Annotated in this window: 15 protein-coding genes; 12 read left to right on the forward strand and 3 right to left on the reverse strand. The window is 64.5% G+C overall.

Translation table 11 applies throughout. The features are described 5' to 3' along the window. Nucleotides 1-65 precede the first annotated feature (65 nt). From JC616_RS01705 to JC616_RS01740, 8 genes are all read left to right on the forward strand, one after another. Entirely contained in the window at nucleotides 66-2,915 is a 2,850-nt protein-coding gene (locus JC616_RS01705) for a bifunctional diguanylate cyclase/phosphodiesterase (protein WP_107797789.1), read from the forward strand. Continuing rightward, nucleotides 2,905-3,534, forward strand: coding sequence for a class I SAM-dependent methyltransferase (locus JC616_RS01710; RefSeq protein ID WP_107797790.1), 630 nt, complete (start codon nucleotides 2,905-2,907; stop codon nucleotides 3,532-3,534). The genes JC616_RS01705 and JC616_RS01710 overlap by 11 nt, the downstream gene beginning before the upstream one ends. Nucleotides 3,535-3,558: 24 nt before the next feature. Further along, nucleotides 3,559-4,323, forward strand: coding sequence for a pimeloyl-ACP methyl ester esterase BioH (gene bioH / locus JC616_RS01715; RefSeq protein ID WP_227106447.1), 765 nt, complete (start codon nucleotides 3,559-3,561; stop codon nucleotides 4,321-4,323). Continuing rightward, nucleotides 4,320-5,222: a malonyl-ACP O-methyltransferase BioC gene (bioC, locus tag JC616_RS01720; protein ID WP_107797792.1), complete on the forward strand. Its 903-nt coding sequence runs from the start codon at nucleotides 4,320-4,322 to the stop codon at nucleotides 5,220-5,222. Before bioH ends, bioC begins: the two co-directional genes overlap by 4 nt. A gap of 4 nt (nucleotides 5,223-5,226) precedes the next feature. Continuing rightward, entirely contained in the window at nucleotides 5,227-5,772 is a 546-nt protein-coding gene (locus JC616_RS01725) for a GNAT family N-acetyltransferase (RefSeq protein ID WP_227106449.1), read from the forward strand. A 15-nt stretch (nucleotides 5,773-5,787) separates the two neighbouring features. Further along, a complete protein-coding gene (locus JC616_RS01730) occupies nucleotides 5,788-6,687 on the forward strand; it encodes a patatin-like phospholipase family protein (protein ID WP_107797794.1) in 900 nt (299 codons plus the stop codon). A gap of 90 nt (nucleotides 6,688-6,777) precedes the next feature. Continuing rightward, on the forward strand, nucleotides 6,778-7,431 hold the full coding sequence (locus tag JC616_RS01735) for a glutathione S-transferase family protein (protein WP_227106451.1): 654 nt from the start codon (nucleotides 6,778-6,780) through the stop codon (nucleotides 7,429-7,431). A 122-nt stretch (nucleotides 7,432-7,553) separates the two neighbouring features. Next, a complete protein-coding gene (locus JC616_RS01740) occupies nucleotides 7,554-8,411 on the forward strand; it encodes a sterol desaturase family protein (RefSeq protein WP_227106453.1) in 858 nt (285 codons plus the stop codon). Between the two features lie 119 nt (nucleotides 8,412-8,530). On the opposite strand, the gene JC616_RS01745 is transcribed toward JC616_RS01740, so the two are convergent. Next, the gene (locus JC616_RS01745) at nucleotides 8,531-9,259 is read right to left on the reverse strand and encodes a glycine zipper 2TM domain-containing protein (protein WP_227106455.1); all 729 of its coding nucleotides are present in this window, start codon (nucleotides 9,257-9,259) and stop codon (nucleotides 8,531-8,533) included. Between the two features lie 513 nt (nucleotides 9,260-9,772). Between JC616_RS01745 and JC616_RS01750 the strand changes: the two genes are divergently transcribed. The 4 genes from JC616_RS01750 to map all read left to right on the forward strand — a co-directional run bounded on the left by JC616_RS01750 (nucleotide 9,773) and on the right by map (nucleotide 15,387). After that, nucleotides 9,773-11,155 carry an amino acid permease gene (locus JC616_RS01750; RefSeq protein WP_227106457.1) on the forward strand — a complete coding sequence of 461 codons (1,383 nt, stop codon included), beginning with the start codon at nucleotides 9,773-9,775 and terminating at the stop codon, nucleotides 11,153-11,155. 494 nt (nucleotides 11,156-11,649) lie between these two features. After that, nucleotides 11,650-13,026, forward strand: coding sequence for an amino acid permease (locus JC616_RS01755; RefSeq protein WP_227106458.1), 1,377 nt, complete (start codon nucleotides 11,650-11,652; stop codon nucleotides 13,024-13,026). A 216-nt stretch (nucleotides 13,027-13,242) separates the two neighbouring features. After that, nucleotides 13,243-14,556 carry a sodium-dependent transporter gene (locus tag JC616_RS01760; RefSeq protein WP_107797798.1) on the forward strand — a complete coding sequence of 438 codons (1,314 nt, stop codon included), beginning with the start codon at nucleotides 13,243-13,245 and terminating at the stop codon, nucleotides 14,554-14,556. Nucleotides 14,557-14,595: 39 nt separating this feature from the next. Next, nucleotides 14,596-15,387: a type I methionyl aminopeptidase gene (map, locus tag JC616_RS01765; RefSeq protein ID WP_107797799.1), complete on the forward strand. Its 792-nt coding sequence runs from the start codon at nucleotides 14,596-14,598 to the stop codon at nucleotides 15,385-15,387. 162 nt (nucleotides 15,388-15,549) lie between these two features. Here map and JC616_RS01770 read toward each other — a convergent pair whose 3' ends face one another. After that, nucleotides 15,550-15,861 carry an AzlD domain-containing protein gene (locus tag JC616_RS01770; protein ID WP_227106459.1) on the reverse strand — a complete coding sequence of 104 codons (312 nt, stop codon included), beginning with the start codon at nucleotides 15,859-15,861 and terminating at the stop codon, nucleotides 15,550-15,552. Then, a complete protein-coding gene (locus JC616_RS01775; RefSeq protein ID WP_107797801.1) occupies nucleotides 15,858-16,562 on the reverse strand; it encodes an AzlC family ABC transporter permease in 705 nt (234 codons plus the stop codon). Before JC616_RS01775 ends, JC616_RS01770 begins: the two co-directional genes overlap by 4 nt. Nucleotides 16,563-16,599 lie beyond the last annotated feature (37 nt).

A 16,599-nucleotide genomic window follows, 5' to 3' on the forward strand; every position in this document is an offset into this window, starting at 1 on the left:
CGCCCATGGGGAGGGGCGCGCCGGCATGGCCGGATTTTCCAGCTAACTCATACTACGATAATCACATGAAGAGCATGGCTGAATATCTGGCGACGCCAGAGCAGGCCGCCGCTATGGCGCTGTCTCTGCTGCAAGAGCAGGGAGGGGTGCGCGTTGCCGCGGTCTGGCGGCAGCTGGGGGCGGCTTGGCAGCTTTTGGCCGCGCTGGGCGACGCCGACGCCTTGCCCGGCGCGGAAGCGCTGGCGAGCGGGGACAGGCTGGATGCCGGCTGCGAGGCGATGCCTTTGCGCGCCGGCGAGCAAGTGCTGGGTTGGCTGGTGTGGCGCGGCGACGCCGGTCCGGCGTTGAATCCATCCGCCGCCTTGCTGTGCGCCCATCTGCTGTGCGCGCGGCTGGGCGCGGAGCAGGTGGCCTCGCGCGAGGCCAACGAGGCCTTGTTCGATATTTCTCAGCTGGCCGAAGAGTGTGGCACCATCGATCAGGTATTGCCCGGCCTGCACCGGCAGATGATGCGGCTGATGGACGCCAGCAACTTCTACATCGCCCTGTACGACGATGAAGCCCAGGTCATCCACTTTCCCTTCTACATTGACCAGCGCGATCCCGCGCCGCCCGCCAGCGACGCCATTTTCCCGCTGAGCGGCCACGCCCAGTCCCTGACCGCCTGGTTGATACGCGGCGGCAAGCCGGTGGTGTTGAGCCGGGAGCGCCTGTTGGAAGTGTGTCAGCAGGAGGGCCTGAGCCGGCAAGGGCTGTTGCCGGCCAGCTGGATGGGCGCGCCGCTGGCCAATGCCGGCGGCCATGTCATCGGCGCGGTGGTGCTGCAGCTGTACGAGGATCAAACGCCGCTGACCTCGGCCGAGCAGCAGTTGTTTCTGTTCGCCGCCCGCCATGTCGGCTTCGTGCTGGAGCGGGTCTTGCACCGCAGCCAGCTGGAGCGTCAGGTCTGGCTGCGCACCAGCGAGCTGGAGGGCGCCAACGCGAGGCTGCGCGCCGAGGTGGCCGAGCGCAAGCGCGCCGAGCGTTTCCAGGGCGCCTTGTTCCGGATCGCGGAACTGTCCAATACCAGCTTGTCGCTGGAGGCCTTTCTCGGCGGCCTGCACCGCTTGCTGGCCGAGATGGTGCCGGCGCGCAATTGCCTGGTGGCCTTGTACGACCAGACCGAGGATTGCATCAGCTTCCCCTATTGCGCAGACGAATACGCGCCGCCGCTCAAGCCGCACCGGCCGGGCAAGGGCTTCGTCGAACAGGTGCTGCACAGCGGCCGGCCCTTGTTGATCGACCCCTATTCGCAACAGAACCGCCAGCCGGACGCCGACGAAGAACTGCCCCGGCCCAAGAGCTGGCTGGGCGTGCCCCTGTATTGCGGCACCGATCTTCTGGGCGTGCTGGCGGTGCAAAGCTATGAAGACGACGTGGTCTACAACTTCCGCGACCAAGAAGTGCTGGAGTTCGTCGCCAACCACATCGGCGCGGCGCTGACCCGGGTCAAGGCGCTGGAGAGCCTGCAAACCGCTTACGTGGAACTGGAGCAGCGGGTGCGCGAGCGTACCAGCGAGCTGGACGCGGTCAACGCCCAGCTGGAGTTCGACAGCCTGCACGATCCGCTGACCAAGCTGCCCAACCGCAGCTATTTTTCCAAGGCTTTGCGCCGGGCCTGGGAGGCGTACGCGAATGGCGGCGGCGAACGCTTCGCGGTGTTGTTCATCGATCTGGACCGCTTCAAGCTGGTCAACGACACCCTGGGCCATCTGGCCGGCGACCACCTCTTGTTCGAGGCCGGCGCGCGCATCCGCTCCTGCCTGCGTCATTACGATTTCCTGGCGCGGCTGGGCGGCGACGAATTCGCGGTGCTGATGTTCGGCATGGACGGCGGCGGCGACTGCGAGCGCATCGCCCAGCGCATCGTCAGCGAGTTCGAACGGCCGGTGATCCTGGCGGGGCGGGAGGTGTTCTCCACCGCCAGCGTCGGCGTGGTGCTGGCGGACCATGAGCATTACCACAAGGCCGACGATCTGCTGCGCGACGCCGACCACGCGATGTATTGCACCAAACAGCAAGGGCGGCAGGGCTATACCCTGTTCAACCACGAGTTGCGCATCAATCAGGCGGACCAGCTGGCGATGGAGAGCGAACTGCGGCGCGCGCTGGAGGAGGAGGGGCAGCTGCAGCCGTATTTCCAGCCCTTCATCGACGGCGACAGCGGCGAGCTGGTGGGCTTCGAGGCCTTGGCTCGCTGGCAGCACCCGCAGCGCGGCCTGATTTCGCCCGGCCTGTTTTTACCCATCGCCGAGGAAAGCGGGCTGATCACCCGGCTGGACCGCTATATGCTGAACGCGGCCTGCGCCCAATTGAGCGCGTGGCGCGTTCAGGGCCGGGTGGGGCCGGAGGTGGCCTTGCACATCAATCTGTCCTCGGCCCATTTCCACGATCCGGAACTGGCGGCCTGGATAGGAGAGCGCATCCGGCATTACCGGCTGCCGCCGGCGACGCTGCACCTGGAAATCACCGAGAGCGCGCTGATCGATCAGCCGGAAATCGCCGCCACCGTGATGCACGCGCTGCATGAACTGGGCGTGAGGCTGGCGCTGGACGACTTCGGCACCGGCTATTCGGCGCTGTCCTATCTGCACCGCTATCGTTTCGACGTGCTGAAGATAGACCAGTCCTTCGTCTTCGATCTTGACCGCACCCAGGAGTCGGCGGCCATTGTGCGCGCCATCCTGGCGCTGGCCAAGGCGCTGGATCTGGAGGTGGTGGCCGAAGGCGTGGAAACCGCCGCCCAGCTGGCCATGCTCAAAAAAATGGGCTGCGGCAAGCTGCAGGGTTTCTACTTCGCCGCCCCGGCGCCGGCGGAGGGCGTGGACTGGGAGCGGCTGGCCCGCTTCCGGCAGGAGTTCCAGAGTGAGCGCTAGCGGATGGCGGCGTTGGCCGCTGGCGTTCAACCGCTGGCGCTACAATCTGTACGCGCCGGTCTACGACCGGGTGGCGCAGGCCTTCGCCGCGCGCCGGCGCCGCTCCATCGCCCTGCTCAACCCGCAGCCGGAGGAGCGCATCCTGCTGGTGGCGGCCGGCACCGGCCTGGATCTGGATTTCATGGTGCGTTGCCGACATGTGGCCGCCATCGACATCTCGGACGGCATGCTGGAGCGGCTGAGCGCCCACGCCGCGGCGCTGGGCATGGCGGTGGACGCCAGGGTGATGGACGCGCAGGCGCTGGATTTTCCCGACGCCAGCTTCGACGCGGTGGTCTTGCATCTGGCGCTGGCGGTGGTGCCGGACCCGCAAGCCTGCATCCGCGAAGTGGAGCGCGTGCTCAAGCCCGGCGGCCGGGCGGCTGTGTTCGACAAATTCCTGCCCGACGGCCGGCGGCCGTCCTTATTGCGCAGCGCCGGCAATCTGCTGTCGCGGGCGATCGCCACCGATATCAACCGCCGGCTGGAAGATATCCTGGCGGCTTGTCGTTTGAGCAAGGTTCATGACGAAGATGCCGGACTAGGTGGTTTCTTTCGCATCGCGATCTTGCGAAAATGAAGGTTTCACCCCATCTGGTCGTCCATGAGTCTGTTTGTTGAAACGCTGGGCCAAGGCCCGGACGTGGTCCTGTTGCACGGCTGGGGCCTGCATGGCGGCGTGTTCAGCCGCGTGGCGGCGCGCTTGGCCGCCAGTCATTGCGTGCATCTGGTCGACCTTCCCGGTCACGGCGCTTCCGCCCCGTTGGCCTCCTTCGACGCCGACGCGGTGGCCGATCTGCTGGACCAGGCCTTTCCATTGCCGCTGCAATTGGTGGGCTGGTCGCTGGGCGGTTTGATCGCCCAGCACTGGGCCGCTCGCCATCCGGACAAGATCAAGAGCCTGGCCTTGGTGGCGACCAGCCCGCGCTTCGTGCGCGACGACAGCTGGCCGCACGCGCAGGAGCGCAAGTCCATCGAAGCGGTGGCCGCCAGCCTGGACGGCGCCTTCGAGCAGACGCTGGAGCGTTTTCTCGCCTTGCAGATGATGGGCGCGCCGTCGGCGCGCGACACCCTGAAGGCCTTGCGCGCGGACTTGTTCGCCCACGGCAGGCCGCAAGGCCTGTTGCCGGCGCTGGAGCTGCTGCTGACGGCGGACGCGCGCGCGCTGGCCGGACGCATTCAATGCCCGGCGGGCCTGTTCTACGGCGCTCGCGACGCCATCACCCCGATAGGCGCCGGCCGTTGGCTGGCCGACGCGCTGGGCGACGCCCGGCTTTATGAATTTCCGCAAGCGTCGCACGCGCCGTTTCTGTCGCACGAAGCCGAATTCGTCGCCGCGCTTGCCCAGCATTTGGAAGCCCATGCATGACTGAAGCGTTTTACACCGACAAGGCGCGAGTGCGCGCCTCGTTCGAAAAGGCCGCCGCCAGTTACGACTCCGCCGCGGTCTTGCAGCGCGAAGTCTCCGACCGGATGTCCGAGCGGCTGGACTACATCAAGTTTCAGCCGCAAGTGGTGCTGGACGCCGGCGCCGGCACCGGCTACGGCTCGGCCCAGCTGCGCGCCCGCTACCCGGACGCGCGCGTGGTGGAGCTGGATCTGGCGCAGGCGATGCTGCAAGCCTCGCGCGCCAAGCAGCAAAGCGGCGACGGCCTGTTGAAGAAACTGTTCCGCCCCAGCCTGCCGTGGCAGGTGGTGGCCGACGTCGAGCGCCTGCCGCTGGCCGACGCCAGCGTGGACATGATCTGGTCCAGCCTCACCATCCAGTGGGTCAATGTGCCGGACAGCGTGTTCGCCGAATTCCGCCGCGTGTTGAAGCCCGAAGGCATGCTGATGTTTTCCACCCTGGGCCCCGACACCTTGCATGAGCTGCGCGGCGCTTTCGCCGGCGTGGACCGCGCCACCCACGTCAACCAGTTCATCGACATGCATGATCTGGGCGACGCGCTGATGCGGGCCGGTTTCGCCGAGCCGGTGATGGACATGGAAAAAATCGTGCTGACCTACGGCCGCGCCCGCGAGGTGATGGCGGACCTGAAGGCCATAGGCGCGCACAACGCCACCAGCGGCCGCGGCCGCGGCCTGATGGGCAAGCACGCCTGGCAGCGGGTGGAGGCGGCCTACGAGAGCCTGCGCCGCGACGGCAAGCTGCCGGCCACCTACGAGGTAGTGTACGGTCACGCCTGGAAGGGCGGCGACAAGAAGCTGGCCAAATTCAGCGAGGACGGCCGCCAAGTGATCGAGTTCGTCAAGAAGCGGCCGGACTAAGGCGATGCCGACCATCCGCCTGGCCGCGCCCAAGGATGCCGGCTGCCTGGCCGCCTTGTCGATTCAAGTGTGGCTGAGCACCTACGTCACCGACGGCGTCCGCCGGGACATGGCCGACTATGTGCTGAGCGAATTCACGCCGGCCAATTTCGAGGCGCTGATCGCCAGCCCCTCGCATCATCTGCTGGCGATGGAGCAAGACGGCTTTCTGCTCGGCTACGCGCTGATGAAGCTGGACAGCCCCTGCCAAGGCTGCGACTTCCCCACCGTGGAAGTGTGCAGGATCTACCTGGTGGAAAGCCGCACCGGGGAGGGCCTGGGCCGGCGTTTGCTGGAAGCGGCGCGGCAATGGGCGCTCGCCCTTCCCGAACCCGCGCGTTTGTGGCTGACGGTGTGGCACCGCAACGAGCGCGCGATCGCCTTCTACCGCCGGCTGGGCATGACCGTCCACGGCGAATGCCATTTCGAATTGGAGGGCGCGCGGCATCTGAATTACGTGATGCTGGACTGCGCGCCCGTTGGGGCGGTTCCAACCACCGCCGATGCCTGAAAGCCCGATGAAATCATGATGAGCAAACACACTCTCCGCCCCTGGCTGTTGGCGGGCATGGCCGCACTGTTGTCGGCTTGTTCCACCTTGTCCTCCCCTCCCGCGGCGCAGCCACCGAAGCCGGCGCTTAAGCCCAAGATCGGCTTGGCGCTGGGCGGCGGCGCGGCCAAGGGCTTTGCCCACGTCGGCGTGATCAAGGTGCTGGAAGCCGCCGGCCTCACGCCCGATCTGGTGACCGGCACCAGCGCCGGCAGCGTGGTCGGCAGTCTGTACGCCTCCGGCCTCAGCGGCATGCAGCTGCAAAGCCGGGCGATTCAACTGGACGAATCCAATCTGACCGATTGGACCTTGTCGAGCAAGGGCGTGATCAAGGGCGAGAAGCTGCAGAACTGGATCAACGCTCAGGTGGCCAACAAGACCATGGAGCAATTGCCGCGCCCGTTCGGCGCGGTGGCCACCGAACTGGACAGCGGCCGCAAGGTGGTGTTCCGCCTGGGCAACACCGGCCAGGCCGTGCGCGCCTCGGCCAGCATTCCCAACGTCTTCCTGCCGGTGAAGATAGGAAACAAGAGCTATGTGGACGGCGGCCTGGTCAGCCCGGTGCCGGTCAGCGCCGCGCGCGAGATGGGCGCGGACTTCGTCATCGCCGTCGATATCTCGGCGCGGCCGCGCAAGGGCGCCGCCACCGGCTTTTTGTCCATGCTGGATCAGAGCCTGAACATCATGAACGGGCCGGCGCTGGCGCAAGAGCTGAAGCAGGCCGACGTGGTGATCCGCCCGCAAGTGCAGAATATCGGATCCGCTCAATTCGACGCGCGCCATCAGGCTATTCTGGAAGGAGAGCGCGCCGCGCAGGCGGCGCTGCCGCAGATCAGGCAATTGCTGCAGCAAAAAGCCGTTGCCATGAATAAGTAATGGCATAATGCTGCCGGGCTGGCCCTGCATTGCAGCATGGCCGGCCGCCTTCCATCAGCAACCGCAGGCCCGGCCTGCCTGGAGACCTGAATGATCAAGCTTTACGGCGCTGCGCTGTCCCCTTATTACAACAAGGTCAAAATCGCCTTGCTGGAAAAGGGCGTCAACTTCCAAGAAATCCTCACCGCCCCTTCGCAGCAGGAAGAACTGCTGGCGAAGAGCCCGATGGGCAAGATTCCTTTTGTCGAAGTGGGCGGCCACGCCATGGCGGAGTCATCGGTGATCCTGGAATGGCTGGAGGACGCCTATCCCACCGCCTCCTTGCTGCCGCCGACGCCGAACGGCCGCGCCCACGCGCGCCAGCTGAGCGCGATGCTGGATTTGTACGTGCTGATGCCGGCGCTGCCTTTATACCGCCATTGGCTGTTCGGCAGCCCGCTGGAAGCGGGCGCGATCGACGCCGCGCGTCAGCAGATCGCCCGTGGCGTGGCCGCCTGCGCCCAGTTGCTGGATTACGGCCCTTGGGCCTGTGGCGAGGATTTCAGCAGCGCCGACATCGGCGCCGCCTGCGTCCTGCCGGCGCTGGAGCAGATGAGCAAGGCCTTGCTGGGCGAAGACCTGACCGCCGGCTTCCCCGATCGCGACGCCTATCTGCAGCGCCTGTCCGCCCGCAAGAGCGTGAGCCGGACCTGGAGCGAGTGTGAGGCGTCCTTGACCGCGTTCCGCGCGCGTCAGCAGCAATAGGGTAAACCGCAGGACAGGACCGACCCGCTTGCCGGCATTCGGCGTTTGAGTAATTATAGAGCTCAAACTCCAATCAAGTGTTTGCCCCTGACGCAAACGCCTTGCCCAAGCGGGAGGCCGTGATGAAGTTCGATATTCAGCTGCTGTTGTTGGTGATGGCGCCGGTGTTTCTGGCCTTCGTCGCCGGCGAGTTGTGGCATTTGCGCCGGCAGGGCCGGCTCAGTCTGTACGATTGGCGCGATTCAGTGTGCAGCGCCTGTCTGGGCTTGCTGCACCAGGGGGCGGACAAGCTGGCCTGGGTGCTAGTGCTGCCCTTGTACGCGTGGATTTTCCAAGAACACCGGCTGTTTCAATTTTACGACTCCTGGCTCAGCTTCTTGCTGTTGTTCATCGGCCAGGATTTCCTCTATTACTGGTTCCATCGCGTCAGCCACCGCGTGCGTTGGCTGTGGGCCGCCCACAGCGTGCACCACAGCTCCACCCGGATGAATTTCACCACCGCCTTCCGCCAGAGCCTGATGTATCCGCTGGCCGGCATGTGGGCGTTCTGGCTGCCGCTGGCCTGGCTGGGCTTTCCGCCGGAGCAGGTGGTCGGCGTGGTGTTGCTGAACCTGGCCTTCCAGTTCTTCGTGCATACCCAGGCCTGCCCCAAGCTGGGTTGGCTGGAATACGTTCTCAACACCCCGTCCATCCATCGCGGCCACCATGCCAAGAATCCGCGCTACATCGATCACAACTACGCCGGCGTGCTGGTGGTCTGGGACCGCCTGTTCGGCACCTATGTGGAGGAAAGCGCCGACGATCCCTGCGACTACGGCACGGTCAAGCCGGTGAACAGCTTCAATCCGCTATGGGTCAGCGTGGTGGAATGGCGCGATATGTTGCGGGAAGCCTGGCGCGCGCCCAACTGGAAGGACCGCTGGACGGTCTTGTTCGGCCCGCCGGAAGAGGCTGAGGCGGTCGCGGCGCGCTGGCGCTGAGGGCATGAAAAAAGCGGACCGGGAGGTCCGCTTTTGCATAGCATGGTCTTGCCAGCCTGCGTGGCTAGCAAGCATCAGCGTCAGCGCTGAGCCAGTCGGCGCAACGCTACAGCAGGATGCTAAACCAGCACCTTGCCGTTCTTGGCCGGCAAGGTCTTGCCCTTGGGCTTGCGGTCCATGCGCACGGTGCCGGTCTTGCCGTCCAGCGAGTACTTGACGTCGTAGCCGACCACCTTCTCGCTGCTTTCGTTCACTTCATTGCAAATGGTCTGGGTGCTGTTGACCTGATCGCGCTGTTGCATGCCTTCCTGCACCTTGTTGCCGGCCAGGCCTCCCGCCAGGGCGCCGATCACGGTGGCGGCCTTCTTGCCGTTGCCGCCGCCCACCTGATTGCCCAGCACGCCGCCGATCACGCCGCCTATCACTGAGCCGGCGATGCGGTTTTGATCCTGGACCGGCGCCTGATGGGTGACCTGCTCCTGATGGCAGACCTGCTTGGGCGCGTTGACGGTTTCCTTGATCGGCGTCACCGCCAGGATGCGGGCATGGGTGGCGTGGACCGGAGCGGCCGGCTTGGCCGGCGCGCTGGGTTCGGCGGTTTTCTCCGCCGGCTTGGCCGCTTGGGCGGCTGCGACGGGCGCGGCCGCGGCGACGACCGCCGGGGCGGAGGCCACGGCGGGCGGCAGCACCGCCACTGGGGCGGATGCGGCTGCCGGCGCGCTGGCGGTTTGCTGCGGCGCGGCCGCGGTCTGAGGATTGGATTTCACGGCTTGATAGCCGGCCACGCCCAGGCCGCCGAGCGCGATGCCGCCGCCCAGCACGCTGGCGATCAACAAGGATTGTTTCATGGTTCGTCTCCAAAAGCGGGCCGTCTATGCGGCCGTAATCATGATGAGTGAGATGAAATTCAGACACTTCATGGTGGCAGACAGTTGCAAATCAAATGTTTTCCATTTGTTACTAAAAGTGGCGAATCGTTAGCGTTTGCGGCGGCGGCTCCGGTGTTGCAGCGGCGCTAGCAATTTGATTTAAATCAATATATCAGCGAGTGAACGCTTGCTTATATGCAAATTGGCATGCTGGGCCCCGCGATGGGGAGTGGGGCAGAAATTTGCAGTAGTCTGCAGGTAATTGAGCAATTAGAGCAAAGTTTTTGTTTAAATAATCGAATTTAATTTCATTGTATCCAATATATGACGCTATTAAGGCATAAAAATCCAATGTCTTCATTTGACGCGAGGCGAGCATGAGTGCTTAATGTCCAGCTTGTTGATGTTTGCAACAGAAACGAAGCGGCTTGCCTGAATTGTCATGCTGTTGGTATTAATGTTGCTGGAAAATGATGATTTTAGGGGGCAGCCTTGACTGATATCTCCACCGAAGCCGGTTTGAAGCGCGGTTTGAAAAACCGCCACATCCAATTGATCGCCTTGGGCGGCGCGGTCGGCACCGGCCTGTTCTTGGGCTCGGCCAGCGTGCTGAAGGCCGCCGGTCCGTCCATGATTCTGGGTTATGCCGTCGCCGGCCTGATCGCCTTCATGATCATGCGCCAGTTGGGCGAAATGGTGGCCCAGGAGCCGGTGGCCGGCTCGTTCAGCCACTTCGCCTACCGTTACTGGGGCGATTTCGCCGGCTTCCTGTCCGGCTGGAACTACTGGGTGCTGTACATCCTGGTCAGCATGGCGGAACTCACCGCCGTCGGCGCCTATGTCCAGTACTGGTGGCCGCATGTCCCCGCCTGGGTGTCGGCGCTGGTGTTCTTCGTCTGTATCAACGGCATCAATCTGGCCAACGTCAAGGTTTACGGCGAGGCGGAGTTCTGGTTCGCGCTGATCAAGGTGGTGGCGGTGATTGCCATGATTCTGTTCGGCGGCTACCTGCTGCTGACCGGCACCGGCGGTCCGCAAGCCTCGTTCAGCAATCTGTGGAGCGATGGCGGCTTCTTCCCGCATGGTTTCAGCGGCCTGTTCATGATGATGGCGGTGATCATGTTCTCCTTCGGCGGCCTGGAACTGATTGGCCTGACCGCGGCCGAGGCGGATAACCCGCGCACCACCATTCCCAAGGCTGTGAACCAGGTGATCTACCGCATCCTGATCTTCTACATCGGTTCGCTGGTGGTGCTGCTGTCGCTGTACCCGTGGAGCAAGGTGGCGTCCGGCGGCAGCCCCTTCGTGATGATCTTCCAGCAAATCGGCTCCGGGCTGACCGCCAATCTGCTCAACTTCGTGGTGCTGACCGCGGCGCTGTCGGTGTACAACAGCAGCGTTTACGCCAATAGCCGCATGCTGTATGGCCTGGCCAGACAGGGCAACGCGCCCAAGGCCTTGATGCAGGTGGACCTGCGCGGCGTGCCGGTGCCGGCGATCCTGGTGTCGGCGTTGGCCACTTTCGCCTGCGTGATCCTCAACTATGTGCTGCCGGGCGAGGCCTTGGGCATTTTGATGTCGCTGGTGGTGGCCGCGCTGGTGACCAACTGGGCGATGATCAGCCTGACGCATTTGAAGTTCCGCCGCGCCAAGGTCGAAGCCGGCGAGCAACTGGTGTTCAAGTCCTTCTGGTTCCCGCTGACCAATTGGATCTGCCTGGCTTTCATGGCGATGATTCTGTTGATCCTGCTGCTGACCCCGGGCGCCGCGGTATCGGTCTATGTGTTGCCGATATGGCTGGGGCTGTTGTGGGTGGGCTATCGCGCCAAAGCCAAGGGCGCGCCGGCGGCGGAGCCCGTGCGCCAGACCTCCTGAGTGTTTTCACGACGCTCGCGCAGCGAGCGTATCGGCAGGGCCGCCTTATCCGGGCGGCCCTGCTTTTTGCCCCGTGCGGTCCGTCTCCTCGACTTGCATTTTATTGGACTTATTGTCTAATTTGCTTGGTGCTGATGATGGTCTTATGGATCATCACCAGATGGTTTGAAAAAGATTTTTGACCTTTTGTCGTATTTTGTTTAGTCTGAATGTGGTTTGTTTGAGGTTGATGTATGTAATAAGGATGTCTTGCTTGCTTTTTGGACTTTTTGTCTGATTGACGGGTGGTGAGGGCCTTGCTGCATTGATGAAGCAATACCGTCCCATTCACAAGAGAGCCTGCTTACGATGGCGCGAGCTGGGGCGAGACAAGGTTTTGCGGCTGAGAAAGCGGAATGCGCGCATGGCGCACGAGCAATGCCAAGCCGGATTCAAAGCCGTATCGCCGCGCGCCGCTGATCGTAAACAGCTTCCCATCAGCAGGAGGCGCCAAGGTGAGCGTTACCCCCACTTCCACCGGTTTGAAGCGCGAGCTGAAAAACCGCCATATCCAATTGATCGCGCTGGGCGGCGCGATCGGCACCGGTCTGTTCCTGGGTTCGGCCAGCGTGTTGAAAGCGGCCGGACCGGCGATGATTCTCGGCTACGCCGTCGCCGGCTTCATCATTTTCCTGATCATGCGCCAATTGGGCGAGATGCTGGCCGAAGAGCCGGTGGCCGGCTCGCTCAGCCATTTCGCCGGCCGTTACTGGGGCAAGTTTCCCGCCTTCCTGTCCGGTTGGAATTACTGGGCGCTGTATGTGCTGGCCGGCATGGCCGAACTGACGGCCGCAGGCGAGTACGTGCGCTATTGGTGGCCGGATGTGCCCACCTGGGTCACCGCGCTGGTCTTCTTCACGGCGATCACCGGCGTCAATCTGAGCAGCGTCAAATACTATGGCGAGACGGAGTTCTGGTTCGCGCTGATCAAGGTGGGCGCGGTGATCGCGATGATCGTGTTCGGCGGCTATCTGCTCTTGTCCGGCAAGGGCGGCCCGCAGGCTTCGGTGAGCAATCTGTGGAGCGACGGCGGCTTCTTTCCGCACGGCGTAGGCGGCCTGTTCATGACGATGGCGGTGATCATGTTCTCCTTCGGCGGCTTGGAGCTGATCGGCATGGCGGCGGCGGAGACCCAGGACCCGCAGAAAACCATTCCCAGAGCGGTGAATCAGGTGATCTACCGCGTGCTGATTTTCTACATCGGCTCGCTGCTGGTGCTGCTGTCCCTGTATCCGTGGAGCAAGGTGGCCGCCGGCGGCAGCCCCTTCGTGATGATTTTCGAGCAGATCGGCGCCGGCTTCGCCGCTCACGGGCTTAATTTCGTGGTGTTGACCGCGGCCTTGTCGGTGTACAACGGCGGCGTCTACGCCACCAGCCGCATGCTGTTCAGCCTGGCTCAGCAGGGCAATGCGCCCAAGAGCATGGCCAGGCTGGACAAGCGCGGGGTGCCGGTCAACGCCACCTTGCTGTCGGCGTTGGCGACCTTCGCCGGCGTGGTGCTCAATTACCTGCTGCCCAGCGGCGCGCTGGCCTTGTTGATGTCGCTGGTGGTCACCGCCCTGGTGATCAACTGGGCGCTGATCAGCCTGACTCACCTGAAGTTCCGCCGCGCCCAGGGCGGCCGCAAGCTGGTGTTCGCCTCGCTGTGGCATCCGTTCTCCAATTGGCTGTGCCTGGCCTTCATGTTGATGATCCTGGGAGTGATGCTGTTCACGCCGGGGGTGGCGGTGTCGGTGTACGTTTTGCCGGCCTGGCTGCTGGTCCTGTGGCTGGGTTTCCGGCTGAAGCGGCCGGGGGCGGACGCGGCCGGTCTGGCCGTCGACAAGGCGTGAATCCGCATGCCGGGCTTGACGTACTGGGGCGTAAACCGGCATGCTTCCACGCTTATGAAGCAAACGATCCCATTCCAGACCAAAACGTGGTGGTGGCGCAGCTAATCGGCGCGCCAGGGATGTTCGCATCTATTTTCCGGGCCGCCGTCATGGGCGGCCTTGTTGTATCCAGCGTTACCCCGTGCGGCGGCAAATTGTTCTGACTCAGGAGTTGTCATGTCTCGCACACAATGGGGTTCCCGCCTCGGTTTCATTCTGGCTTCGGCCGGCGCCACGGTCGGCCTGGGCTCCATCTGGAAGTTTCCCTACGTCACCGCGATGAACGGCGGCGGGGCGTTTCTGCTGATCTATCTATTGCTGACCTTCACGCTGGGCATCGCCTTGCTGCTGGCCGAGATCGCCATCGGCCGCGCGGCGGCCTGCGGCGCGGTGAGCGCCTTCGCGCGGTTGGGTTCGCGCCGCTGGAAGCTGGTGGGCTACGCCGGCGTGCTGTGCGGTTTCCTGGTGTTTTCCTTCTACAGCGTGGTGGGCGGCTGGACGCTGGGCTATCTGCTGCGCGCGGTGGACGGCCGGGTGATGAGCAACGACCCGGCGGCGCTGGCGCGCTTGTTCGGCGATTACGTGTCCGATCCCTTCGAATCCCTGCTGACTCACGCCCTGTTCACCGGCCTGACGCTGCTGGTGGTGATGTGCGGGGTGCAAAAGGGGATTGAGCGCGCCGGCAAGGTGTTGATGCCGCTGCTGTTCCTGCTGATGCTGGGCCTGATCGCCCGCTCGCTGACCTTGCCGGGCGCAGGGGCCGGCGTGGCGGCCTTGCTGACGCCGGATTTCTCCAAGGTGACGCCGGGCATGCTGGTGGAAGCGCTGGGCCTGGCCTTCTTTTCCTTGTCGGTGGGCGCCGGTTGCATGATCGCCTACGGTTCCTATCTGGGCCGGGACGCGAAACTGGCGGGCGCCGCGCTGTGGGTGACCGGCCTGACCACGCTGACCTCGGTCTTGGCCGGCCTGATGATCTTTCCTGCGATCTACGCCTTTGGGCTGGACCCTCAGGCCGGACCGGGCCTGACCTATATGACCATGCCGGTGGTGTTCAACCACCTGCCTTTCGGCCAAGCCCTGGCGGCGGCCTTCTTTCTGCTGCTGCTGATGGCGGCGTTGACCTCCTCGGTGTCCCTGCTGGAACTGGTGGCGGTGTTTCCCATCGACGAGTGGGGCGTAGGCCGGCGCAAAGCGACGCTGCTGATCTGCCTGCTGGTGTTTTGCGCCGGTATTCCGGCGGCGCTGTCCTTCGGGCCCTTGGCGGACTGGAAGCTGTTCGGCCGCAATGTGTTCGAGCTGATGGACTACACCGCGTCCAACATCCTGCTGCCGCTGGGCGGCATCGGCACCGCCTGCTTCGCCGGCTGGGTGATCTGGCCGACCATGCGCGCCGAGCTGCAATTGCCCGCGGCGCTGAGCGCCGGCGTGCGCTTCATCTATTGCTGGGCGGCGCCCATTCTGATCAGCCTGGTGCTGGTATACAATATCTGATTCGCTTTGCCGTTGGCATGGGCAAGAAAGGGAGCGGCCATGATTAAAACCGAGTCCGACATCCAGGGCATGATCTTGGCCGGCGCCCTGACCGCGCAAGTGCTGCAGGCGGTGGAGGAGAAGATCCGGCCCGGGGTCAGCACGCTGGAGATCGACGCCTTTTGCGAGCGTTACATCGTCGAGCGATTGGGCGCGCGGCCGGGCAGCAAGGGGCAGTACGGCTTCCCGTTCAGCGTCAACACCTCGGTCAATCAGGTGGTGTGCCACGGCTGGCCTTCCGAGCGGCAGCGCCTGAAGCGTGGCGACATCGTCAACGTCGATGTCACGGTGCTGAAGGACGGTTATTACGGCGACAGCAGCAAGACCTTCGCCGTCGGCGAGATCAGCCCGTACGCGCAGCGCCTGGTGGACGTCACCCAGCGTTGCCTGTATCTGGCCATCGCCAAGGTCCGCCCGGGCGCGACGCTGGGCGACATCGGCCACGCAATCCAGCAGCACGCCGAGGCGCAGGGCTATAGCGTGGTGCGCGAGTATTGCGGCCACGGCATCGGCGCCGCCATGCACGAGGAGCCGCAGGTGCTGCATTACGGCCGGCCCGGCCAAGGGCTCAAGCTGGAGGCCGGCATGACCTTCACCATCGAACCGATGATCAATCAGGGCGGCAAGGACGTGAAGGTGTTGCCGGACGGCTGGACGGTGGTGACGCGGGACCGCAGCCTGTCGGCTCAGTTCGAGCACACCCTCCTGGTCACCGCCGACGGCTGCCGCATCCTGACCTTGCGCGAAGAGGAAAAAGCGGGCCTGGCGGCGCTGGGTCTGCTGGCGGCTTAGACCCGCCAAGCAAACCCCTGATCCTGCTTGCGCCTCCTGGCCGCACTCTTTGTACGGCCTGCGCCGGCGCGCCTTGGCTCGGCTTCTCCGCGAGGCGTTGCGAGCGGCTCTTAAGCCCGTTTCGTCCATCTCGCCGAAGCGCAGCGGACTTTGAACGGGTTTTTAGAGCCAGCGCAGCAAGCCGTAGACGATAAAGCTGACCACAATGGCGAGCAGGGTCTTGCCGTTCTTCCACGCCACCGCGATGGCGACCAGGGTGCCGATCAGATAGGCGTTGCCCAGCGACAGATCAATGCGCCCGGCCGGGGCCAGCGCCATCGGCACCACCAGCGCCGACAGCACCGCCGCCGGCACATAGTGCAGCGCGCGGTTCAGCCAGTCCGGGAAGGCCAGCCGCTGGCCGAACACCAGAAAGCTGGCGCGGATCAGCAAAGTGGCCGCCAGCATGCCGAAAATCATCCACCAATGGTTCATGCCGCCTCCTTGCGCTTGCCTTCCAGCAAGAGTCCGGCGCCGACGCCGAGCAGCGCCGCCAGCATCAGGTCCAGCTTGTAGGGCAGGCCGCGCGCCAGCAGCGCGGTCAGGCCGGCTACCGCCGCGGCCGCCAGCGTGGGTCGCTTTTTCAATTGCGGCGCGACGATGGCGGCGAAAGTGGCCACCATGGCGAAGTCCAGGCCCAGCTGCGCCAGCCCCGGCACCGAGCGCCCCAGCAGCACGCCGGCCAGCGTCCACGCCTGCCAATTGCCGTACATCGCCAGCGAGGAGCCCAGCCAATACCACTGGCCGCCGGCCGCGGCCTGGGTGCGGAAACGGTGTTCGACCACGGCGAAGGTTTCGTCGGTGAGCCAGAACGCCAGCGGCCAGCGCCAGGCCAGCGGCCATTGCCGCGCATAGGGCAGCAGGGTGGCGCTGTAGAGCGCGTGGCGCAGATTGACCACGAAAGTGGTCAGCCAGATCACCGGCAGCGCGGCGCCGGCGGCCACCAGGCTGACGGCGATGAATTGCGAGGAGCCGGCGAACACCAGCAAGGACATGGCTTGGGTGCTCAGCGGGCTGAGCCCGGCGGCGATGGCCAAGGTGCCGAAAATCACGCCGAAGGGCGCGGCGCCTATCAGCATGGGCAGGCTGTCGCGCGCGCCTTGCAAGGCCCAGGCAGCGGGGGTGGGGCGGGTCATCGGGGCGTATCCTTGCGGCAATGAGATGGATTCATCA

It is taken from the genome of Chromobacterium rhizoryzae (assembly GCF_020544465.1).
Taxonomy (GTDB): domain Bacteria; phylum Pseudomonadota; class Gammaproteobacteria; order Burkholderiales; family Chromobacteriaceae; genus Chromobacterium.